General features: G+C 50.7%; 16 protein-coding genes and 1 pseudogene. 12 read left to right on the top strand and 5 right to left on the bottom strand.

Translation table 11 applies throughout. The features are described 5' to 3' along the window. Nucleotides 1-49: 49 nt before the first annotated feature. A complete protein-coding gene (locus tag SJI19_RS04330) occupies nucleotides 50-925 on the top strand; it encodes a hypothetical protein (RefSeq protein WP_323477033.1) in 876 nt (291 codons plus the stop codon). Nucleotides 926-1,282: 357 nt separating this feature from the next. Here SJI19_RS04330 and SJI19_RS04325 read toward each other — a convergent pair. Continuing rightward, nucleotides 1,283-1,659 (bottom strand): annotated as a pseudogene (locus SJI19_RS04325) (IS1 family transposase); the annotation flags it as partial. 28 nt (nucleotides 1,660-1,687) lie between these two features. Further along, nucleotides 1,688-1,810 (bottom strand): hypothetical protein, encoded by a 123-nt coding sequence (locus SJI19_RS04320; protein ID WP_323477032.1) that lies wholly within the window; start codon nucleotides 1,808-1,810, stop codon nucleotides 1,688-1,690. A gap of 325 nt (nucleotides 1,811-2,135) precedes the next feature. Between SJI19_RS04320 and SJI19_RS04315 the strand changes: the two genes are divergently transcribed. Both SJI19_RS04315 and SJI19_RS04310 read left to right on the top strand, forming a co-directional pair. Beyond that, the gene (locus tag SJI19_RS04315; protein WP_323477031.1) at nucleotides 2,136-2,987 is read left to right on the top strand and encodes a hypothetical protein; all 852 of its coding nucleotides are present in this window, start codon (nucleotides 2,136-2,138) and stop codon (nucleotides 2,985-2,987) included. Nucleotides 2,988-3,221: 234 nt separating this feature from the next. Next, entirely contained in the window at nucleotides 3,222-4,406 is a 1,185-nt protein-coding gene (locus SJI19_RS04310) for an MFS transporter (RefSeq protein WP_323477030.1), read from the top strand. Between the two features lie 618 nt (nucleotides 4,407-5,024). On the opposite strand, the gene ascF is transcribed toward SJI19_RS04310, so the two are convergent. Both ascF and SJI19_RS04300 read right to left on the bottom strand, forming a co-directional pair. After that, complete coding sequence (gene ascF / locus SJI19_RS04305) at nucleotides 5,025-6,479, bottom strand: PTS cellobiose/arbutin/salicin transporter subunit IIBC (RefSeq protein ID WP_323477029.1); 1,455 nt, start codon at nucleotides 6,477-6,479, stop codon at nucleotides 5,025-5,027. A 341-nt stretch (nucleotides 6,480-6,820) separates the two neighbouring features. Further along, nucleotides 6,821-8,251, bottom strand: a complete 1,431-nt coding sequence (locus SJI19_RS04300; protein ID WP_323477028.1) for a 6-phospho-beta-glucosidase — start codon at nucleotides 8,249-8,251, stop codon at nucleotides 6,821-6,823. A gap of 481 nt (nucleotides 8,252-8,732) precedes the next feature. On the opposite strand from SJI19_RS04300, the gene SJI19_RS04295 reads away from it, so the two are divergent. Together SJI19_RS04295 and dapF are read left to right on the top strand one after the other, a co-directional pair. Beyond that, nucleotides 8,733-9,764, top strand: a complete 1,032-nt coding sequence (locus tag SJI19_RS04295) for a LacI family DNA-binding transcriptional regulator (protein ID WP_323477027.1) — start codon at nucleotides 8,733-8,735, stop codon at nucleotides 9,762-9,764. A gap of 205 nt (nucleotides 9,765-9,969) precedes the next feature. Beyond that, nucleotides 9,970-10,821 carry a diaminopimelate epimerase gene (gene dapF, locus SJI19_RS04290; protein WP_323477026.1) on the top strand — a complete coding sequence of 284 codons (852 nt, stop codon included), beginning with the start codon at nucleotides 9,970-9,972 and terminating at the stop codon, nucleotides 10,819-10,821. Here the strand turns inward: dapF and SJI19_RS04285 are convergent. Further along, entirely contained in the window at nucleotides 10,813-10,968 is a 156-nt protein-coding gene (locus SJI19_RS04285; RefSeq protein WP_323477025.1) for a hypothetical protein, read from the bottom strand. The genes dapF and SJI19_RS04285 overlap by 9 nt on opposite strands. A gap of 507 nt (nucleotides 10,969-11,475) precedes the next feature. Between SJI19_RS04285 and SJI19_RS04280 the strand changes: the two genes are divergently transcribed. The 7 genes from SJI19_RS04280 to SJI19_RS04250 all read left to right on the top strand — a co-directional run bounded on the left by SJI19_RS04280 (nucleotide 11,476) and on the right by SJI19_RS04250 (nucleotide 23,275). Next, a complete protein-coding gene (locus SJI19_RS04280) occupies nucleotides 11,476-14,175 on the top strand; it encodes a type VI secretion system tip protein VgrG (RefSeq protein WP_323477024.1) in 2,700 nt (899 codons plus the stop codon). 12 nt (nucleotides 14,176-14,187) lie between these two features. After that, on the top strand, nucleotides 14,188-15,993 hold the full coding sequence (locus SJI19_RS04275) for a phospholipase D-like domain-containing protein (RefSeq protein WP_323477023.1): 1,806 nt from the start codon (nucleotides 14,188-14,190) through the stop codon (nucleotides 15,991-15,993). 80 nt (nucleotides 15,994-16,073) lie between these two features. Next, a complete protein-coding gene (locus tag SJI19_RS04270) occupies nucleotides 16,074-16,958 on the top strand; it encodes a DUF6396 domain-containing protein (RefSeq protein WP_323477022.1) in 885 nt (294 codons plus the stop codon). A gap of 497 nt (nucleotides 16,959-17,455) precedes the next feature. After that, nucleotides 17,456-18,340: a DUF6396 domain-containing protein gene (locus SJI19_RS04265; RefSeq protein ID WP_323477021.1), complete on the top strand. Its 885-nt coding sequence runs from the start codon at nucleotides 17,456-17,458 to the stop codon at nucleotides 18,338-18,340. Nucleotides 18,341-18,780: 440 nt separating this feature from the next. Beyond that, nucleotides 18,781-19,047, top strand: a complete 267-nt coding sequence (locus SJI19_RS04260) for a PAAR domain-containing protein (protein ID WP_323477020.1) — start codon at nucleotides 18,781-18,783, stop codon at nucleotides 19,045-19,047. Further along, entirely contained in the window at nucleotides 19,044-20,195 is a 1,152-nt protein-coding gene (locus tag SJI19_RS04255; RefSeq protein WP_323477019.1) for a hypothetical protein, read from the top strand. The genes SJI19_RS04260 and SJI19_RS04255 overlap by 4 nt, the downstream gene beginning before the upstream one ends. After that, on the top strand, nucleotides 20,192-23,275 hold the full coding sequence (locus tag SJI19_RS04250) for an ImcF-related family protein (protein WP_323477018.1): 3,084 nt from the start codon (nucleotides 20,192-20,194) through the stop codon (nucleotides 23,273-23,275). The genes SJI19_RS04255 and SJI19_RS04250 overlap by 4 nt, the downstream gene beginning before the upstream one ends. The last annotated feature ends 6 nt before the right edge of the window (nucleotides 23,276-23,281 follow it).

Below are 23,281 nucleotides of genomic sequence, written 5' to 3'. Positions count from 1 at the left end.
CCTTGATGTGACTGTATGGTATCCTGCCAGCGCCGGAGGAGAAAAGATCATGACCGGGGATACCCCATTATTTACCGGCACACCTTCCGCGCTGAATGCGCCAGTTGCCAGTGGACGGTTTCCTCTTATCCTGCTGTCACATGGGGCGGGGCTGGGAGGTAATGCGCAAGCAGTCAGTTGGCTTGCCGCCCCCCTGGCTGAGAATGGTTTTATCGTAGCGGCACCGACCCATCCACAAAATACAGGCCCGCAAAGATCCGCCGCGGTAACCATGAGACTCTGGCTGAGACCGGCTGATCTGTCTGAAACATTAAACAGAATTAATGAAGATGTACTAATACGTGAGCATCTGCGCCCGGGTAGTGTTGGCGTGTTGGGACTTTCAATGGGGGGAAGTACCGCTATTTCGATTGCTGGGGGCAGGATCCAGCCCAAACTCCTCGCTGACTATTGTGATGACGAATTGCACAATATTTCTCTCTGTGAGTGGATTAGATTAAGCGGAGTAAATCTGCACAAAATGGTACCCGAAAATTCCGGCAATGATTACCGTGATAAGCGCATCCGTTTCGCCATGGCTATTGATCCGGCCCCTGCCGACATTTTTGATTTAAAAAGCCTGTCGAAAATCAGTATTCCAGTCCATATCATAAATCTTGGCAGAGCAGAAAAAATTCCCTCTACAGCCAGGGCGGAAAAATTAGCAAAGCTCATCCCGGCCGGACGCTATACACTTATAAGTGATGCTAGTCACTTCAGCATGTTTGGTGAATGCCGGCCTGGTGCAGAAACCGTGCTAAAGGCTGCTCATATCGACGATCCGGTATGCACTGACGGTGGAGAACGTTCACGACATGACATCCACCAACAGTTAATACGAATGGTAAATTCTTTTTTCAAGCATGAACTTACACCCGATGAGTAAGTAAACATAATTTACAGTGATCTGGCAGGAGTTAAGTGTTCACTTTGTCCATTCTCTCACGTATATTTTTTGCCATTAGTCTGGCAACCGTGGATGGGTTAACGCTGAAAAGACGCGCAGCATCAGTTGCTGTTTCCTGCCCGGGACTTACCAGCATAATGATCTCCCGCTGCTGCTGTGAAGTCAGTTTGGGACGCGCCCTCTGGTACGTCCCTGCTGTCGCGCATTCTCCAGCCCGCTGTGGGTCCGTTCCCAGATCATTGCCCGCTAAAATTGGTTGTGTATCCAATATTGTGATTTACCTTATAAAAGGTAATGCTCACGTTCAATCCACTGAGTGTAAAGTTTGCCCGTGATGTGCCAGAGCCAGCGTTGCTGCTTTTTGTTAACCACAAATGACCACATTTCATCGACTTCACAAATGAGCTGGATTTGCAGGTTAGCAAGAGGAAACGTGGTTACACCGCGTGGCGAAAGTTTTTTAGTGTGCACATCATCGCATTAATGCTGATATGCAGTGCTCGAACAGTATCGCGGATACCGGCATTGTTCATAGCAATGTCGACAATTTGCGCCTTCATTCCAGGGAGGCAAGCACGGTATTCGTACTCCAGTTGGAAGCTCCGGCAGCAGGACTGGCAGCGGTAGCGCTGATGCCCGTGACTTCCTAGACCGTGCTTTTTAACCGGCGCTGCCTGCTCACAAAATGGGCATTTCATATCAACCGTGTTCATCAAAACCCCTCAGATAAATGTGAGGATTTTACTTGATAATCACCAAATTGAATACATAACCAACCATTCCGCTGGTTGCAATTTCATCATTGTCGAGATTTTCAAGCTCAACGATGTCTTCCTCAATGGAATCACGCCGTGTGTAAAACACACCTCCTTTGCTTACTTTTCTCAGCGGTCGAGCAATAAGCCACCATACAATTGATTATTTTTATATCAATTATCAATAAATACACTTTAGAAAAAAGGCGTTTTTTCCCAGTAGTAGCAAGGGTTTTCATCATCTGTCTCACTATAAAACCATTGCACCAATACTTCTTGTTCGTCATGGTTCAGTGCCTAAATTGTGGTTACAAATCAGGAATAAACCCACCTTCCCGCAAAACCTTAATCACCCCACGAATCAGATACGAATGTGAAAACTTCGCCGTATAATATTCAAAAGCAGAACTGGGAACAGGGGCGGAGAAGCCGTTATGTTGGAAAAAATGACTGATACCAGAGAAAAGAGAGCGTTGTTCAGTGAATCAAGGATTGTCTTTCTTGGCGAAGCAATACACGGAGTGGCTGAGTTTACTCGATTCCGACTGGCTGTAGCCCGGCGTTTTTTCTGTGAAAATAGCATATTACTGTTTGAGGCTGACAGTACAGGCATGCTGCTTTCTCATCAGCGCAGGGAAACCGCATATCTTCGTCTGAAAAACTTCCCGCGCGTAATGCGTACGCAAGAAATTCTACAGCTATTGACATGGGGCATCGACAGGCAGCTCCCTTGTCTCGGTATCGATTGTATTCCCCGCCACGATTTGACTGATTTCCCACCGACCTGGCAGCAGCAACGTCGCCACGAAGTGGCTGAGTATCTCGAGATGAAGTCGTCAACGGATTATTTTGAACAACGTGATGCCAGGATGGCGGACAATGTGCTTATTGCCGCGATGAATTACCCGGAACATCGTATGCTGATTATGTTGCACAATCTGCATATTAAACGACAAGGTAGCCGAGAAAATAACGGTCTGCGGTTACGTTCTGTGCGTGAATACCTTGAGAAAATCATACCTGAACAAAGTCATTCCATAGCCCAGCTCGCACGCGGTGGCAGAGCACTGCATAATGATTTAACACCGTTTAATTTTCAGATCGATGATCCGCTGTCGCTGGAAATGCATCTCGATGTTGTTAGCCACACCCTTTTCCCCGCGTCTCGCATCCCTCCCGATTGTGTGGCATGGCACCATGCATTTGAACGCGAAACATTGCCCGTACGAGAACAGTATGAAGGCTGTCTTGTTTACGGACGCGTACACATTCCCAGGCTGGTATGAGGAATAAGTGTGACAGGAGTTAAAGCTTGGGGTGGACGCCCATTTCATCACTACACATTGAGTGGTTTCATTGGTTGCTAGATCCACCGCATGTGGTGCTCTGGACGATGGCCGCTACCGTCAAAAATGTGGCAAAATGGGGTTGTTGCGAAATATTGCAGTATTTTGTCATAAAGCTATTATATTCAGTGGGTAAAGTACGTCGCTGAATGCTGATTACAAAGTGACGCTAACATGAACGACGTCGAACATTGCCCAAGAGGACTCCTTTTAGTACTTGCGATCACGCAAGTTATTGGATGGGGAACCATCGGTTTTCCTGCGGTGATGGGCAGTGAAATTTCTAATAGTCTTGCGTTAAGCTTAACAACCATCTTTAGTGGCACTTCAATATTTTTCGTCACCATGGGACTATGCTCAATATTTTTACCCAAAGCCTTGACCCGCGTAAAAGTAAATAAAGTTATGGCGTCTGGTTCAGCATTAGCATCAATTTCATTTATATTTTTTTCAGTGTCTAATGGCCCATTTACCTATTTTTCAAGTTGGACATTACTGGGTATTGCCGGCGCAGCAACGCTATCAACGCCCGCGTATATTTTATTAAATAATGTAGCGGGTAAAAATGCAAAGAAATCCATCAGCGCAATAATGCTCATGACCGGGCTTTCTAATAGCATCTTCTGGCCGTTGACTTCTTTCCTATCTCATGAAATTGGCTGGCGAAACACCTGTCTAGTTTATGCTGGACTTTTGGCCATGGTGTGTATCCCACTCTATTTACTTACTGTCTTCGTAAAATGTAAAGAGGGGGAAAATGATGATCAATACATTCATCATCAATCTTCATATTCAACGCCTCGCAAATCTATATTTACACTGATTGCCCTAGCCATTAGCGCAAATGCTTTTGTCACTTTTGGTTTTGCTGCTGTATTAGTCGAACTTTTGAAACATGAAGGAATTCCCGCCGCAAAGGCTGTGTTTTTCTCATCATGTTTAGGGATAATTCAGGTTACAGCAAGATCTATTGATTATGTTGGTGGACGCAGTTGGGATGGTCTAACGACTGGGGTTTTTTCGACACTTGCTATTCTTTTTGCTCTGCTATTGCTTCTAGTTGGAAACGGGATTAGCTGGACAATAGTCGCATTCATCTTTATTTATGGCCTTGGTAGCGGCGCTTTTGCTGTCTCACGCGCGACTATTCCGCTGGTATTTTTTGATAAAGAAGAATTTTCAAAAGCTTTATCTCATATTGCGTTACCCATCAATCTTATATCAGCAGTTGCGCCTCCTATTCTAGTCAATATTCTCACGAATTCAGGCAGTAAAAACGTTATTATTTTATCACTGGCATTTTCTTCATTTTCCCTATTTGTTTTATTACTTCTCAACCGACAAAAACGCATTGAATAACATGTTAAAAACTCATGGGATTAGAATTACCTATAATACATTTTTCCCGAAAAACGATAACGATGATGAGTAGAAACCTCTATTTTCATTGACTCGCTTACCAATATAGGTTATTCGGGTGAAAGAGAGCAGCCAACGCATCGGCAAATTGAAAGATCGCGGATAGCATGACGCTCTCGGTACCACTTCTTTGTAAAAACGGCGCTTTCCCCTGCCATGCAGCCACAAATTTCATTAGCAATGGACGACTTAACCCTTCCGGTTCGTGGTGCGCTTAAAACCGATCATAAAATCGGGCATCAGATCGATGCGTGAGCTAACCAAAAAGATTATTGCCCTCTTTATTATACGTTTTTGCCATCCCGGAGATTGCTGAAGCCCATAATGCAGGAATCAACAGTGTAACGAGGGGCATTTCCATTATAAACGGCCTTTATCAACATTACGTGTTTTTGATACGCAAATGGCAAATTTACGCGTTCAGAACACCGTAATAATGTCATTAATATAAAAATGGCATAATAATGAAGGTGTCGATAACTAGGATATATCCCCGTAAAAATCGATATCTTATAACAACTCTATATTGCAGCCGTGGTGATACACCGTTTCAGCAGATCATTCTCTTTGCCTCTTATACGCTAATACAGCTTGTGCAGGTTGCACATTTTTGCTTTCGTTTCCTGACATCGGTATATCCTCAAAGCCCAGCAACAGCGTCAATACAAAAGAGAGCACCACAGCAAGCACCATTACCCCGAAGACCCAGACGATAGACATCGGATTGGCGGGATCAAAGAACTGTACGCTGGTGAAAAGCCCCGGCGCCGCCATTGAATGACTCGCCAGCCCTACCGCACCCGCCACGCCACCGCACACAAAACCACTGATTACCGACGCGATAAGTGGGCGTTTCAAACGGATGGCCACACCATAAAGTGCAGGTTCCGAAATCCCCGCCACAATCGCGGAAGCCGCTGCGGCAAGGGCCGTCTGGCGTAGCGCGGAATTTTTAGTTCGCCATGCCACCGCGAGAGATGAGCCACCGAGCGACAGGTTTGCACCGATTTCCGATGGCATAACCATGCTCTCGGTCCCGGTTGTGGCAATGGTCTGAATAATGGTTGGCGTGAACACACGGTGCATACCGGTCATGACCAACAGCGGCCAAATCCCACCCATAATTGCCACGGACAACCAGCCAAGATAGCGATGAATGGTGTAGACCAACGCGGAAATGGCGGTACCGATCCAGATCCCTAACGGGCCAATTAGCACGATGGCGATAGGGGCTGCGATCAATACGATCAACATCGGTTTGAGGAAGTTTTTTGTCACCGCTGGGGTGATTTTATCAACCCAGCGTTCAATGTAGGAAAGCAGCCAGGTCATCACCAGCGCGGGGACCACCGTGTAGGAATATTTTACCGCCGTGACAGAAATTCCCATAAATTCGACGTGTTGACCTTGTGCGGCTTTGGCCATGAGATCCATAAAGCTGGGATGAATCAATACACCGGCAATGGCAATCGCCAGCGACATATTCGTTTTGAATTTTACCGCTGCGGATGCTGCAACCATCACCGGCAGAAAAAAGAACGCGCCGTCGCCAATAGCATTAAGAATAATCAGTGTCGCCGAGGTGCTGGTAAGAACGCCGGTCATAGTGAAAACCATAGCGAGCAGTTTCACCATCGAACCGCCGATAATCGCTGGGATCAGCGGTGACATGGTACCGATCAACGCATCCAGAATGCCCGCACCAATGCCTTTCAGGGTGATTTTATTTTTCCCCGGTAGGGGGTGTTGCGCAACGGCATTTTCTGGCAACAGCTTGAGCACTTCGGCATAAGCCTGTGAAACCGTATTGCCGATGATCACCTGGCATTGGTTGTTGTTTTTTACCACGCCCAGCACGCCGCTGATGGATTTCAGTTTTCCTGAATCTACCGCCGAATCATCATTAATAACAAAGCGTAAGCGCGTCATACAATGGGTGACTGCGGCAATGTTATTTGCCCCGCCGAGGGCATCGATTATTGATCGTGATAATGCCGCATAATTTTTAGACATAAATAAAATCCTATTAAGTAGGAATCCGGTTCTATAATAAATACTGATCCCAATAGTGTTGTGATCCACCATGTCCGGACAGTAAATTAGACCTATTTTCAGCTAATACGGGTGACATAGCCGTGTTATAGCTATGGGGGTCTGATATTGGCGCGTTATAACGCATCAGGCAGTCGCCCACGTATTTATTGGCCACCCCGATATTCAGGCAACCTATTGTTGGCATTCATGACGGCGAAATAAATCCAACGTTCACCGATCAAAATGAAGGTCATGTCACTTACCCAGGCCTGATTTTGGCATTGTGGGTTAAATTGCCGGTTATCGATTTATTGTGCAGGTTAACCCAAATCTGCCCCATTGCTCGCAATCACCGTCTTATACCAATAAAACGATTTCTTTCTTTTTCTTTCCAATGTGCCATTGCCGCTGTCGTTTCGATCAACGTAGACGAAACCGTAGCGTTTGCTCATTTCGCCGGTGGAGGCGGAAACCAGATCGATGCAGCCCCACGAGGTGTAACCGATCACCGGGATTCCGTCGGTGATGGCTTCGCCCATCGCGTTGATATGCTCACGCAGGTAGTTGATACGGTAATCGTCGACGATTTCACCTTGCGGGTTGATGTCGTCTTTCGCGCCTAGGCCGTTTTCCACCAGGAATAACGGTTTCTGGTAGCGGTCGTACATCATATTCATCGTGATACGCAGGCCCAATGGGTCAATGCCCCAACCCCATTCGCTGACTTCAATATATGGATTTTTCAATGAGTTGACGACATTGACCGCACGGCTGTTATTGCCGTTCATGTCCGCCGAGGCACAGCGTGAAGCGTAATAACTAAAGGAGACGAAATCGACGGTATTCTTGAGGATCTCGTCATCCCCAGGCGCTTTGTCGAGGGTAATGCCCTTCTCGGCAAAAACGCGTTTGGTGTAGCACGGATAAGCACCGCGCGCCTGCACGTCGATAAAAAACAGATTTTCGCGGTCTTTTTGCAGCGCCGCCCAGACGTCTTCCGGTTTGCAGGTCCTCGGGTAGAAATTCCCGCCTGCCAGCATGCAGCCGACCTGGTTCTTCGGGTTCACGTCGTGAGCTATTTTCGTCGCCAGCGCGCTGGCGATCAGCTCGTGATGCACAGCCTGATATTTTACTTGTTCCTGATTTTCACCCTTTTCGAATACCAAACCGGCACCGGAGAATGGGCTATGCAGCAGGATGTTGATCTCGTTGAAGGTCAGCCAGTATTTCACCAGCCCGTCAAAAGCGTCAAAACAGGTTCGCGCATAACGGGTGAAAAATTCGATCATTTTGCGGTTGCGCCATGAACCGTATTCGACCACCAGATACATCGGCACGTCGAAGTGGCACAGCGTTACCAGCGGTTCGATGCCGTACTTTTTACATTCGGCAAACACGTCACGGTAGAACGCGATACCCTCGGCGTTCGGCGTCAGTTCGTCACCGTTCGGATAAAGGCGGCTCCAGGCGATCGAGGTTCTGAACACGGTGAACCCCATTTCTGCCATTAGTGCGATGTCTTCTTTATAACGATGGTAAAAATCAATCGCCTGATGGTTCGGATAGAACTCATCGTCTTTGAGCGTGAAACGCTTTTCCTGACCGAGTTTAACCGCCAAACGATGTTCGCCGTGCGGGATCATATCGACCGTTGCCAAGCCCTTTCCACCGTCGAAACACGCGCCTTCGGCCTGGTTGGCGGCAATCGCGCCACCCCATAAGAAACCGTCGGGGAATGATGATGCAGCCATCTAAAAATCCTCTTTGATACGTTCTTTAATAAATATCTACAACGTGTTGCGAAATGGCAAAGGGTATGGAAATCGCGGCATCTGTCGCCTTGCCACCTTTGGAATGCGCTGTCTCGACCGGAATATTTTCAAAGCCGAGCGATAACGTGGTCCCAGACGGTATTATCATGGCGTCGACATTTGACGGTGATATTGCTGTAAAATACGCAGGCATGAATAAAAATATTTATAATTCATATCGTTATAGATTACTCGGTTGCCTATAAGCCTGTCCTGTCGTTGTTTTTGTTTTCTTACTGAAACGGTGAGTAACCGGTTTCACACGATAATGTGTGTATATTTTTATAATTTCAATAATTAATTTCAACGCTGATTCATTTTTGTGATGGCTATCAATATGCGGATACATTGCATGTCGGCATCTTCGGAAAACTCACAAAATGTGTAGAATGACGTATCATTTTCCTTTTAGGTATGCGTGATGTCGACAATGCAGGAAGTGGCGTCCAGAGCAGGTGTCTCAAAAGCCACGGTTTCACGCGTGCTTTCGGGCAAAGGTTATGTCAGCCAGGAAACGAAGGATCTGGTTTTTCAGGCTATCGAAGAAACGGGATATCGCCCGAATTTACTGGCACGTAATCTGGCGACCAGCACATCCAAGTGTATCGGGCTGGTGGTAACCAATACGTTGTACCATGGTAATTATTTTAGTGAGCTCATTTCTCAGGCGGCCAAAAAACTGGATGCTAACGGGCGTAAGCTGATTCTGGTGGATGGGAAAAACAGCGTCGCAGAGGAACAGGAAGCTATTGAGTTTCTGCATGATTTAGGTTGCGATGGGATCATTATTTATCCCCGTTTTTTATCCATCGATAAAATGGACGCTATCATCGATAAATATAAAATACCGGTAATGGTGGTGAACCGAAAACTGAGAAAGCATCTGAGTCATTGTATTTATTGTGATCATAAAGGATCGAGTTTTAATGCCACCAAAGCGTTAATTGAACGTGGTCACCATGACATTGCGTTTATTACCGGTTCTATGGATTCCCCGACGGCCATTGAACGCTGTTCCGGTTATAAAGAGGCATTGACAGCCTATGCTTTACCGGTGAAGGAAGCGCTGATCGTTCAAGGTAAATGGTCATCGGCCAGCGGTGCAGCCGCAGTTGAAACGCTTCTCGCGGGCAATCAGCAGTTCAGCGCTATTCTTGCCAGTAACGACGAAATGGCGATCGGTGCAATAAAAAAACTCAACGACGCTGGTATAACAGTGCCTGCTGACGTCTCGGTGATCGGGTTTGATAATATTCCGGCCGCTCCGTTTCTTATTCCAGCACTATCCAGCGTGAAAGATCCCGTCAGCGATATGGTAAGCGAAGTGATTAATCAGATTATTTCGATGCTCGATGGTGGATATTTGTCCAAGCAGAACCCCTTTACATCAGATCTTATTCTACGGGATTCGGTCATTAATGGGCCGCAGTTTTCTTCGCAGAATATCATCTGAGTACACGATAATTTGCCGGCATAAGCGCCGCACGGGTCGTCGGTGGCAAATTCAAACGCTGGATAAGGCAATGCAACTTTTGCTGACCTGTGGCCACTCATGCGACAGAACCGCCAATCTCATTAAACCCTAGCGGTATGGTAAGTACTGACGGTATGGTATTTTTTAATCCATTCCTCTGAACAAATCACGTTACGAGCCGCCAATGAATGAACTTGTTTTTCACCGCTACCACGGGTTAGGTAACGACTATCTGGTTTGTCAGCGCCACGTGGCGGATCGCCTGACCCATCAGCAGATACAACGCCTATGTGACCGTCATTATGGGCTGGGTTCCGATGGTTTACTTATTGATGTTGAGGGTTTGGCTATTCCGACGTTACGTATAGTCAATCCTGATGGATCTGAGGCAGAAAAGAGTGGTAACGGTCTGCGCATCTATGCCCGCTATTTATTTGATATAGGCCGAGTATCACATTTGCCATTTCAGGTGAATACCCTCGGTGGTCAGGTACGCTGTGAAGTGACAGCAGGCGCGCATCAAGTCATCGTTGATATGGGGCACGCTACTTTCACACCGTCGGCATTACCTGCTTTGGTGGCGGGTGAAGAGGCACTGACATTACCCCTGCTGATTGACGGCCATAAGCTGAGTGCAACCCTGGTGTCGATGGGTAACCCACACTGCGTTATACAGGTGAAGACGTTGGATCTTGCTTTGGTGAAGGCCCTCGGCGGGAAAATAGAAACGTTGCCCATCTTCCCTAAACGCACGAATGTCCAGTTTGTGGAAGTTCAGGATCGCAACAATCTCAGGATTGGCATATGGGAGCGCGGTGCGGGTTACACATTGGCGTCGGGTAGCAGCAGTTGCGCCGCCGCCAGTGCGATGCGTAAGCGAGGATTGGTTGATGACAACGTTACCGTGCATATGCCTGGTGGGAAGCTGGTCATCAGTTTCAGTGCTCATTTCCAGGTCAGAATGTGCGGCCCAGTGCAGAAAATCGCAACATCGATACTCGACGAAGAGTGTTTTTTTGATATGCCATCAACCTAATCTATCGCTGATGTTGAGCCGATCGCGATACGCATCGGCTGGACGTGGGCTGCTCAGGGGATAACCGTCATAACCAACCGCTACTGGCGACCCGTTCTGGTCAATGTCACTCACCCTGGGCGTAGCGGGAACGCGGGATAGACTCATTTTTCAGCGTTTTTTATGCACATTTTGCAGATACATGGGCTTTGTTGAATAACTCGACTTTTGGCCGCCATCAGGATCAGAGTTCAATATTCCTGAAGATATCGCGCTATCCCGTGGCTACACCACAGTTCAACATCACTCACTGGAATACTGACCACACGGCGCCCATCAATCGCGGCTCGCTGACATTCTGGCTTGATGTGTGAGTGATCGACAGCACCGTTCGGCGGCTAAATACCTTAATCTTTATAACGTTTCGTTTATTTTTTTCTTCTATATCGCGTGCTATTTTTAGCCATGCCTTCGCATGGTTAATTTTTTTTAATGAAAAATACACCGGATAAGGGCAATCCTGTGGCGCTGGCAGACAGCCGGCGGCAAGACCCCGAGTGCTCGCTCAGACAGCCTGAGGATCAGGCGATCCCCCCTCTGGGTAGTGAACGTAGGCCCAAGGTTTGCGGGGTAGACCTCCTTTTGTCATGAGCCACATCATTTAGGGAAAGAAAGATGCGTATTCAGGACTCTATTCTTGCTGGCAGTAAATTACCGATCCACAACCATTATCAGCTAAGACTGCCCAAACTTGAGTCCCAGCAACCAGGGGTGGGGATTTCGGTTCTCAGATTCTCGGGTGTTGAAGCCATCAGCACCCTTTTGCGTTACGAGATTGAATTTACCAGCGCGACCAAAGATATCCCCGCGCAACACCTTATCAACTACTCCGCCCAGTTTCTGATGTACCCCGACGGCAAGCCGTGGGAATCCGTCAAACCGCGCATTCTGCCTGGCGTTATCACCCAGTTTCGCCAGTACGGCACCTCAGCTGATGAAACCCGTTATGCGGTGACACTTGAACACCGTCTGACCCGATTAACCCTCGGGGCCAACAATGCGGTGTACCAGAATGACAGTATCATCAGCATGATGGAGAACACCTTCCTGCGTTACAACATGGACCGGCTGGATTTCCGTTTTGCACTCCATGACCAGTACCCCCGCAAGCCCATCATGATCCAGTTCGGCGAGAGCGAATACGCCCATATCGCCCGCCGTCTTGCCGACAGCGGTGTGTCATATTACTTTGAGTACGACGAAGAGAATAATTGTGACGTGATGGTGCTGGCCGATAATGCTTACGCCTGGGTAAATAAGGGGGCCATTCCATTTCGTCATCCGGCCGGATTGTTTGACGGTGGGTTGGAGTCGGTCTGGGAGATGTCGACCAGCCGCAAGGCCATCCCAAAACAGGTGCGGGTGAACGACGACTATTACCCGCACGCACAAAGCGACATGATGGCGGTGGCGCAAACCAATCCCGATTATCCCGCGCTGGTTGCCGAAGATTATCGTTGGGGTGAGTATTACCCCGAACCAGGCAAAGAATACAGCAGTGAGCCCGGTCAGGGCATGTGGTATGCCAAACGTCGGCAAGAACGTTACCTGACCGAGCAAATCACCCTGGAAGGCAAATCCAACTGCATGACCTTGCGCCCCGGCATGGTCATCACCACCCCGGGCAAGGACTGGCCGGAAGCCCCGGACGGCCTGCTGATTGTCTCCACCGAATCAAAAAGCATCGCGCGCGACAGCGCCTATATGATCACCTTTACCGCCGTGCCATATCATTCACCGCATCCGTATCGTCCACCGTTGCTGCCGTGGCCAACCATGACCGGTACATTGCCCGCGCGTATTTCCAGTGCGCATCCTGATGAACCTTACGCGCATATCAATGCTGACGGGCTATACCGCGCGCAGTTTGGTTTTGACCGCACTGAGTGGAAGAAGGGATTCGAGAGCTGCTGGCTGCGATTGGCCAAGCCGTATGCGGGCGATACCTACGGATTCCATATGCCTCTATTGGATTCAACCGGGGTCGCCATCGGCTTTGAGGGGGGCGACGTCGACAGGCCCTACATCGCGTTTGCCCTGCACGACTCGCGTCACCCGGATCACGTGGCCTTGCCGAATCATAAACGCAACCTGATAACAACGCCGGCCCAAAACACAATCCGACTCGATGATGAGCGGGGTAAGGAGCATATCAAGATTTCCACGGTCCATTCGGGGAAAACCTGGATAGGGCTGGGGCATCTGGTCAACAGCGGCAGAAAACAACGCGGTGAAGGTTTTGAGCTGCAAACCGGCAGTTATGGCACGCTTCGCGCCGGTAAAGGGATGTTTATCACCACCGATTTACGCGGTGATCCCTCTGCCAGCCAGTTGGATATGCGTGAAGCCAAACAGCAGTTGAAAGATGCCATCACGCTGACCCGTTCCCTGCGTGATGCGGCGGAAGTGGCCAAAGCGGAACTGGCTGATTTGTCGTCACAAAAGCGATTGCTGCTGCAAGCCATTGATGACATGAAGCAGGCGGCAGTGCTGATCAGTGCCCCGGCGGGGATCGCCTTGACCACGCCGAAAACGCTGCAACTGAATGCGGAAGAAAACCTGACGTTCACCGCCCGTCAACAGGCAGATATTTCCGTCTTGAAGCGCATCACCCTGGCGGCGGGTAAAACCATCAGCCTGTTTGCGCACGAGGCGGGTATGAAGCTGTTTGCCGCCAAAGGGCAGGTTGAGCTTCAGGCGCAGAGCGATGAAATGCACCTGTCTGCCCTCAAGGATATGACCATCAGCAGCCATGCGGGCAAAACCATTATTGCCGCGAAAGATGAACTGCTGCTGACCTGTGGTGGTGCGTTTATCCGCCTCAAAGGCGGCCAGATCGAGTACGGCAGTCCGGGCAACCAGACGGTCAAGGCAACCAACTGGGTGGTTCAAGGCGCGGAAAATATGGATATCACCCACCCGACGTTTCCGCAAAGCATACCAAAGCAGGCGCTGCGTGTTCAGTTCGGTAGCTCACCACAAAGCCAGACCAAAGTGCGGGCCAATGAGCCGTACAAGCTGTATGCCAATGGTGCGCTGATTCAGCAGGGGTTGACGGATGCCGATGGCAATATCGCGATTGAGCACCAGATCCCGACGCAGAAATACACGCTGGAACTGATGAGTGGCGAACATTTCAACATCAACGTGCTCAATGAGGGGCAGGGCAAATCGGAAGATGCCATTCCTCGCAGCGGCTTCAGAGCGGTTGATCCGGGCAGCACCGAAGATGCCTCACAGCTTGGTCATCAGTGGCGTACCGTGCTCTATCACTTGCTGAACCCTACCTCCGCTGAATCAGACGACAACGCTTAACAGGATAGCAGCATGATCAAGACCACACCGCAAGACATCAACATTGTTCCAGGGGTAGATACCTGTGTGATCATAACCCCACAGTGGTTTCCTGAAGATACGGAATACCCCCCTTGTGTCGCGGCGTATGCACCGCTGATTAATGGCGAGAGCGCGTTTGGGGCCGTGGCCAGAGCAATAAAACAGGCCAAGCTCAGCATCGATATCATCACCTGGGGGTTTCAGGCATCGATGTATTTTGAGCGCGGGGGGGCAGAAAAAAACATCGGTGAGTTGCTGGAAGAGGCCGCAGCGCGAGGGGTTCAGGTCCGGGTGTTGGTATGGTTTTCCAATACTGGGCAGGCGTTGGCCGGGCCGAACTTTCCGGGGTGGCAGAGCACCCGTCACCCCGCTGGCGTCGCTCACCCACATGGCTCCACTCAGGCAATCCCTTACCCTGAATCGATCAGTTCGGTGGGCGGCCGGCTGGGTTTCGAGACCAAAGAACAGTACTTTTTTGATCAAGACTGGCATTGGCGAGCACAAACGGGAAACATCCCCAATCTGGCCATTCGCCACAGAAAAATGAAATTGATAAAAGATTTCCAGCTATTAACCAACCGCTTAGCCGATTTGCCTTACAACATCGATACCGGTCAATCGTATTCGGTGATACGCAATATTGCGCTCCAGTTTGGCCCGACGCATCACCAAAAATCGGTGCTGATTGACTATATGTCCCCTGAAGAGGCCGTTGGTTTCACCATGGGGCACAATATGCTGTCTGAATATTGGGATACCGATGCGCATAGCAGCACCAGGTTAGGCCCATCAGCAGGGCGTGATGGCGATAAAGCCTGGCAGGATATTTCCGGTTGCGTGTACGGTGAAGTGCTCAAACATCTGAATGAGAATTTTGTCCTGTCATGGGAAAAAGATACCGGTGACAGCACGCTGAAAAACCAACGTGCCAGCGTCAAAAAAGAGGTGTTCACCCCGACACAGACGATTGTCGACAAAATCAATCAACGTCTGGGGCTGAAAAATCAGGAAAAGTTGATACTCACCCTAGGGCAAATCTGTCGCACCCAGCCACAATACAATCGCTATGACATCCTTAAAGCCTATATGGAAGGTGTCCGGCGCGCACGCAAGTATATCTATATTGAAAATCAATACTTTCGTTTTGTCGAGCTGGCCGAGCAGATTAAGGCCACGGTAAAAGAATGGCAGGAATATGGCTGGACCGGCTGTTTGTATCTTTTTGTGGTGACCAACAGCTCATCAGACCCGGATATCGTCAGCGGGGGCAAACGCACCTTCGAGATGGTGAATGCCCTGGGGCGACCCGATGTGATGCCTGATTATGCAGCGAAACACCTTGAGCCGAACAATAAAGGCGAAAAACGCAAACCCGAAGATATCACCGAGGTCGACATCCCAGGGCTGAAAGTGCATATCTGCAGCTTGGTTTCACCTGACTCACCCGCGGATAACTGGCAAAGAACCTATGTACACAGCAAGCTGATGCTGATTGACGATACCTTTATGATCCAGGGCTCAGCAAATATCAATCTGCGCAGTATGACCTACGACAGCGAAATCGCCATGCTAGTACAGGATACCGATGTGTATCCCATCGTGAAACCCATCAGAACAGCGTTATGGACGTTACACACCGATGGCCAAGGGGCGGATGATAATGAGGCAGCCGCATTTGATCAGTGGGGTTGGATTATCGGTGAAAATACCAAAAAGCAGAAAAAAAAGAGGGATAAGCCGGTTGGCCGATTAATCAAATTTATTGACCATGCCACGTCGTTGCAAGATAAAGATTAGGCGGAAAAATGCGCGATTATAGAGGGTTGTTATTATTGCTTCCCTTGATACTCAACGGTTGTGACCCTCGGAGTAATAACATGCTTCAACCTGATATAACCCAAGAACAAAAGCTGGCCTTCACCTGTACCCAGGAGGCCGACCACCTGCCGCCGCTTGATCCGCAGGCGGATATCTGGTTTAAACAGGCCAGAGCGATGCAAAAAGCCAGTGGCCCGAAAGATTTTGCCGCTATCGGCGCGCTGTACCGCAAGGCGGCGCAAAAGGATCACTACAAGGCGCTGATCAACCTGCAGAATATGCTCAGAAGCGGTTTGCTGGCACCACAACCGGGGCGATCCGCCCCGCAAATGGTGCTGGCCATCACGGAGCGGCTGATCACACTCAATATCCCCGCCGGTTATTATGTTATGGGCACCCATTTACAAACCGGTTACGCGGTTAAGCGGGATCAACAAGCCGCGCTGGCCTATTTTAGAAAGGCTGCTGATTTAGGCAACCCGGAAGGGCAAAATGTGATTGGCGATTTATTTACCTCGGAATTATTGCTTCCCGATCAGCGAGACAACCCGGTGTACCGCCCCGAGATCGGCAAAGCGATGCTGGCCTGTGCCGCCAATCAGGGGAATGCGGAAGCCGCCATGAACCTGGCATGGCATTATAAAATTGCCGAAAAAAATTACCCCATGGCGGTAACCTATTATCAAGTGGCCATTAAACATGGTAGTGAACTTGCCCCTTTTATCCTGAAGGAATGCTTTTCCGGTCCACCGCCTAGTGATGAGTTAAAATATTTAGCATTACCCAACGATCCTGAGCGGGTGCGCCGCTATGGTTTGATTAAAAAAGAAATAGATCAAAATCGATTGGCCCGTTTCCCCGATATTGATAAAATTGTACCATTGCCACCGGCGCCGTTACCGGAGTGGGATGGTAGTTTTGAGTATAAAAAGGTATTAAAATAATGGAGGTTTAGCACATACCTGATGGTGTGATGGTTGAGATAATAGCCACACCCATGACAATCATCGCGGCTTATATTGGTAAACACATAGTAATGTCCTACTTAATGATCAACCACCCCGATTCAACATAATGAATTGAACGTTGTAGGTATTGGTGTATTTAGCATTACTATTGATTGCATTGTATTTATATTCTTGGCGATAGTGGCATGTAAAATATATCTATTAGCTTAATTATAGAAAGAGAATGTTCAATTAACATATTATTGCTGTTGGGTTGTAATATAACCCACCCGATCACTGGATAGAGGGTAACCCCGTTCTGCCATGACAGACGAGTAGTAATATCAGCCATATACTGGCCGCGTTGAACACTGTTAAACGGTGTTAAACAGTGTTTAACAAGATAAAGATTAGGCGGAAAAATGCGCGATTATAGAGGGTTGTTATTATTGCTTCCCTTGATACTCAACGGTTGTGACCCTCGGAGTAATAACATGCTTCAACCTGATATAAACCAAGAACAAAAGCTGGCCTTCACCTGTACCCAGGAGGCCGACCACCTGCCGCCGCTTGATCCGCAGGCGGATATCTGGTTTAAACAGGCCAGAGCGATGCAAAAAGCCAGTGGCCCGAAAGATTTTGCCGCTATCGGCGCGCTGTACCGCAAGGCGGCGCAAAAGGACCACTACAAGGCGATGATCAACCTGCAGAATATGCTCAGAAGCGGTTTGCTGGCACCACAACCGGGGCGATCCGCCCCGCAAATGGTGCTGGCCATCACGGAGCGGCTGATCACACTCAATATTCCCGCCGGTTATTACGTTATGGGCACCCATTTACAAACCGGTTACGCGGTTAAGCGGGATCAACAAGCCGCGCTGGCCTATTTTAGAAAGGCTGCTGATTTAGGCAACCCGGAAGGGCAAAATGTGGTTGGTAATCTGTTCAGATCGAGAGTGCTGATTCCCGAGCAGCGCCCAAATCCGGCGTACCGCCCCGAGATCGGCAAAGCGATGCTGGCCTGTGCCGCCAATCAGGGGAATGCGGAAGCCGCCATGAACTTGGCTGGGTATTATGCAGTTGCGGAAAAAAATTACCCTATGGCGGTAACCTATTATCAAGTGGCCATTAAACATGGTAGTGAACTTGCCCCGTTTATCCTGAAGGAATGCTTTTCCGGTCCACCGCCTAGTGATGAGTTAAAATATTTAGCATTACCCAACGATCCTGAGCGGGTGCGCCGCTATGGTTTGATTGAAAAAGAAATAGATCAAAATCGATTGGCCCGTTTCCCCGATATTGACAAAATTGTACCATTGCCACCGACGCCGTTACCGGAGTGGGATGGTTCCTTTGAATATAAAATAAAGACTAAATAATGGTATATGTAATTTATTTAATTGTTGCATTGGGTTTTATTATGTTCCCAATTGCTGTGGTGGCTCTTTTTTTATTAATTGTTTGCTATTGTGTAAAAAAAGATACCCATAAAAAAATTGTCAAGGGGATATTTTTCGTTGCCTTGGCTGCATATCTTCTTTTTGTGTTGTATTTTGTGAGATTTTAAGGACATTTTACGCAGGTATACCCTACACCATTCGTATTGCCGATCGGTGGCCAGGTATCGGTTGGTGTTTAAACACGCCAGCAAGGCCGACAGATGAGACGAACTGCGTAAACCGCAATACGATTAGCATGAGAGTTATTATGTCGGGATTGCGGGTTATATCAGCAGTGTCAATGTCAGCCAGATCCGACAACCGGTGTGTGACGATATTCCTCTGCAAGATTCATTTTTATCAAGGACGAGACAGACACGATGCGCGCATTTATTCGATTGGGCGATAAAACAGACCACGGTGGTGAGGTGATCACCGCGTCCGGCCCGCAGGTGTATGGCAAAAACGTCGCCCTGGTGGGCGATAAAGTAACCTGCCCGATCCCTGGGCATGGGGTTAACGCCATCCTGCCTGGCCAGACGCGGATTAATATCAACAATAAACTGGCCGCGTTGGACCACTTTAAAACGGAATGTGGCTGTAGAGTGATAGCCAGCTTAAGCAATGCCGGGGAACAGTCAGCATGAACTGGAGTGTTCCCCCACTGATTGATTCACCTTCGCCGTCTGCTCCCGGCATCTTACGCTGGAGCATTGGGCTGCTGGTGATGTTGGTTGCCGGTTTTTTCCTGGCAGTGTATCTGTTATCCCCGGAAGAATTACGCAACAAAAAACACCTGATGTTGGTGGCTTTTGCCGCCCCCTTGCTGATCTGGAGCCTGATCTTCGGTGGGCGACTGGTGGGTTATGGGGTGCAGTCCGCCAGGGTGAATGCCCGAAATCAGGTTGTTGCCTTGCGCCGCGTACAGTGGCAACGTTGGGCCAATCAAACGCTGAACCTGTTGGCCTGGAGCCGTCAGACCGCCCTGGGGCCGCAGGATCACGCGCTGATGGTAAGTGAACAATCGCCGGTCAATCAGGGCAATCGTCTGGTGATAAGCGAGTTCGCCGATCTGCCAGCCTGGGAAAGCCGAACGCTATTGATTGCCCGCGTATTGCACCCCATCAGCGCGTTCGGGCAAGCGCATCCCCTGACGCAACCCCTGACGCTGCTGTGGCAGGTCCCTCCCGCTGCCGCCAACGAGGCTGACTGGGGGCAACTGTTGACGCAGGAAGCCCAACGGCAATCGCTGTCCTTCACCGCGATAGCACCTTTCGCGTCGCATGATTTTTCCCAATGGCTACTGACGGCCTACGACCAGCCCCTCAACGGCCTGCTTTGCCTGGTGTTTATCGATGTCAGCGACAGGTCACCAGCCAGTGAAGAAGCCGTATCCTTGCTGATCGCTGCCGATGATCTGTGCCGCCAGGCTAACATCACCCCAAAAGCCCAGCTGCTGCGTCCGTTGCTGACACCGGCCAGTACACTGCCGCAGGCCATGACCCAACTGTGCGCGCAACAATGTGCGCCGGCTGATCTGAGTGCCGGTTGGCAGAGGGCTCAGTCCGACATAGTGCGTGACAACATCCCCGTGGCGTGCGCTGAGCTGAACATGCGCTTTCGGGCCACACAACGGTTTGACATCGACAATGCCCTGGGTTTATCGGGCATCGCTCGTCATGCCACGCAGGTCACGCTGGCGGCCGAGCACCATGGCAATAACCTGCTGTTCACCGAACATCAAGGCCAGTGCCTGGTGCAACAGTTACGCCATCCTCCAGGTGCGTCACAATGATAGGCCTTCTGGTCGTCCTTATCGTCAGTGGCATCCTGACGTTTGCAGCGCCTCATTTTTTACCCCAGTCGCTGGCCTACATGCCGGGAGAACATCTCCTGCCAGGATACCTGCTTTTCTGCATTGGCCTGGTGGTGAGTTATCTGTTGATCATCTGGCGTTCTTACCGTCGCGCGCCGACGCAACTGGACCACGAAGGGATGATTGCCCCACCGGCCCTTCTGAATGGCAATGAAGGCCCCCCGGTGGGGGGACGAGACCTCTCACCGTTAACACAGCTTCTGCGTGAGCGTTACGGCGACCATTGGCAACGTAAAATCCCCTGGTTGCTGGTCATGGGTGAGGTGGATGACGTTGAACGGGTGGCGCCGGGGCTCACCGCGCAGGGCGGGTTGTTAGTCGGTCAGGTGCTGTTACTGTGGGGCGGCTCACTGGCGAAAGGGGGGAATATGCATGACCTTCAGACAGTGCGCCGATTGCGCCGCCATCGCCCGGTGGATGCGCTGATTTGGGTCAGCCATGCAGCAAAATATACCAACGTGGTACATGCCGAGGCGGTACGGCGTGGTCATGAACAGGTACGACGTCGGTTACGCTGGGAGGCACCGGTTTATCTGCTGGACACCCGTGAGTTGGCCTGGCCACTGCCGGCCCCCCCACGGCAATTGGTCGGTGTGTTGCAGGCCAAGCGCCTGACACCAGAATCGCTGATATCCCGCCTTGAGGCACTTATTCCTGCACTGCGGGCGCAGGCCATGGCCCAGATTAACACTGACCTGGGCCCATTCCTGCTGCGCCTGTCCAGTGACCTGCAACACAGTCTGGTTTCCTGGCGCGATATTTTCACGTCATTGCTGTCGGCATATCGTCCATTACCGTTATATGGCGTCACCTTCTCACCCCCACTGAGTTTCCACGCGTATACGCCACATGAACAGGCAGACTCTCCCATCTGGCGGGAGTTGGCTAGCGGCATTCAGCGCCGCGCTGGTCGTCCTGTCGGTATCACCGCATTGGCTGTTGTCCAAGGGGCCGCTGTCGCGATGGTGGCCATCATCGCCCTGGGGGTACTGGTGTCGTGGGGCAGCAATCACCGGCTGGTCACACAGGGGGCCAACCTGGTACAACAGGCTAACGTCAGGCCTTCCGTTAGCGTCTTGTTCGCACTGCAACAGCAGATACAAACCCTGCTGACGCACCAGCAGCAGGGCGCGCCACTTTACCGTCGCGTGGGCCTGGACGTCACCGACGCGCTGTTGCCCACACTCTGGCCCGCCTACGCACAGCTTGCCCAACGCTTTATTGTCCAACCGGCGCAACTGCAGTTGAGTGCCTCGTTGACCTCGAGTTCACCGAGCTATGACCAGCTCAAAACCTACCTAATGCTGGCTCACCCGGAGAAAACCACCGCCCCTGACGCACCACCCTATTTCGCGGCGCAACTCACGGCACTGTTGCCAACGGTCCCTTCGCAAACTATCGCCTTCTTTACCCGCCAGTTTGCCCACCATCACGAATGGAAAATCACCCCGGACAGTGCACGGGTGGCCCACGCCCGCGCCGCGCTGTTGCACAGCATGAGTGGCCCGCAGGCCGAGGCGCGGCTCTATCAGCTCATTCTTGACCGTGCGGCGCTCACCTTCGGCGATCTGTCGCTGATGCAGTTGCTCGATGGACTGGATGCTGAGGGCATGTTTACCCTGGATGCCGAGGTGCCGGGCCGGTTTACCCGCCAGGCGTATGACGGCGCGGTATTCCCCGAGATTGCCACCCGGGTGACCCACCGTCAGGAGCAGATCAACTGGGTACTGGTCGAGCCGGGGGAAGCCATGGAAGCCTCGCTGCTGCCGAGTGCTTTGGGGGCCCGTTTGACGGCGCGCTATCTGGCCGACTACGCCCGCGCATGGCAGCAGACACTTAATCAGGTCAAGGCCCGTCCGGCTAACCCAGCGGTGCAACTGAGCGTGGCGGCCGACTTGAACCGTTCTCCTCAGATGGCGCTAATGAAGCAGTTGGCTTGGCAGGGGTTGGCGGGCAGTCCGAACGAAAAACACCATGAGGTCAATCCAGCCCTGCAACCAGTCTTTGGCGGCGTGGTGGCAATGGTGTCCAATCAGGCGGTGGAACACGGTATCACGCTCACCACCTGGCGGATGTGTGCGGCGAGCCTGCGTGACCAGATGCGTCACCTGTCGGCCGCGAACGGTGGTACGGCGGCCTTGTCCCAATCGGTATTTAGCGGCACACAGATTGATAATACCATCGCCGAATTGCCAGGACGCCTGCGTAACCAGTTAGGCACAGGGTGGCAGCCGATGACACAGGCGCTATTGCTGGCCCCCCTGAGCCAGAGTTGGAAAACCGTGATGATCCCCGGCGTCAAGAGGATGAACGTGCAGTGGCAAGCGGAGATTGTCGGCCCCTGGCATCAGGCGTTTGACCACACCTTCCCGTTTGTCGACAGCCGCAAAGAGGCGTCATTGCCGACACTGAATACTTTTATCAACCCGCTGACCGGCAGGATTGTACGCTTTATCAATGAACACCTGCGCGGTGTGCTGACGTACAAAAACCACCGTTGGCAGGTCGCGGACACGTTGCCCCCCGGACTGTCCGTGAACCCGCAATTTCTGACACAGCTCAACCACCTCGACCAACTGGGGCGAACGCTCAACGGAAACAGCGAGGGTATAGGTTTTCAGTTGCAGGCAGGCACGGCGCGTGACGTGGTCAAAACCGAATTGCGTATCGACGGGCAAACGCTGACATACGTTAACCAGCAGCCGTTCTGGCAGGATATGCAATGGCCGGGGGAGACCTACTACCCCAGAGCCTCGCTGATATGGACCAGCATCAGGGCCGGGGCCCGACTGTATTTCGACACCCCCGGCGTCTGGGCATTTTACCGTTTGTTGAAAAAAGCGAAAGTCACACAGGTAGACGATACGCACTATCAACTGACCTGGCGTGCTGATGATGGTTTGCAGCTCAATTACCAACTGGCGTTTACACCGGGTCACGATCCGCTCAGCCTGCTGAGCCTTGAGAATTTTCAGTTTCCCAGCCAGATTTTCCGATAACGCAGA

The sequence above is a fragment of the Acerihabitans sp. TG2 genome (assembly GCF_035013185.1).
Classification (GTDB): domain Bacteria; phylum Pseudomonadota; class Gammaproteobacteria; order Enterobacterales; family Enterobacteriaceae; genus Acerihabitans.
This window is presented reverse-complemented; position numbering and strand designations above follow the sequence as displayed.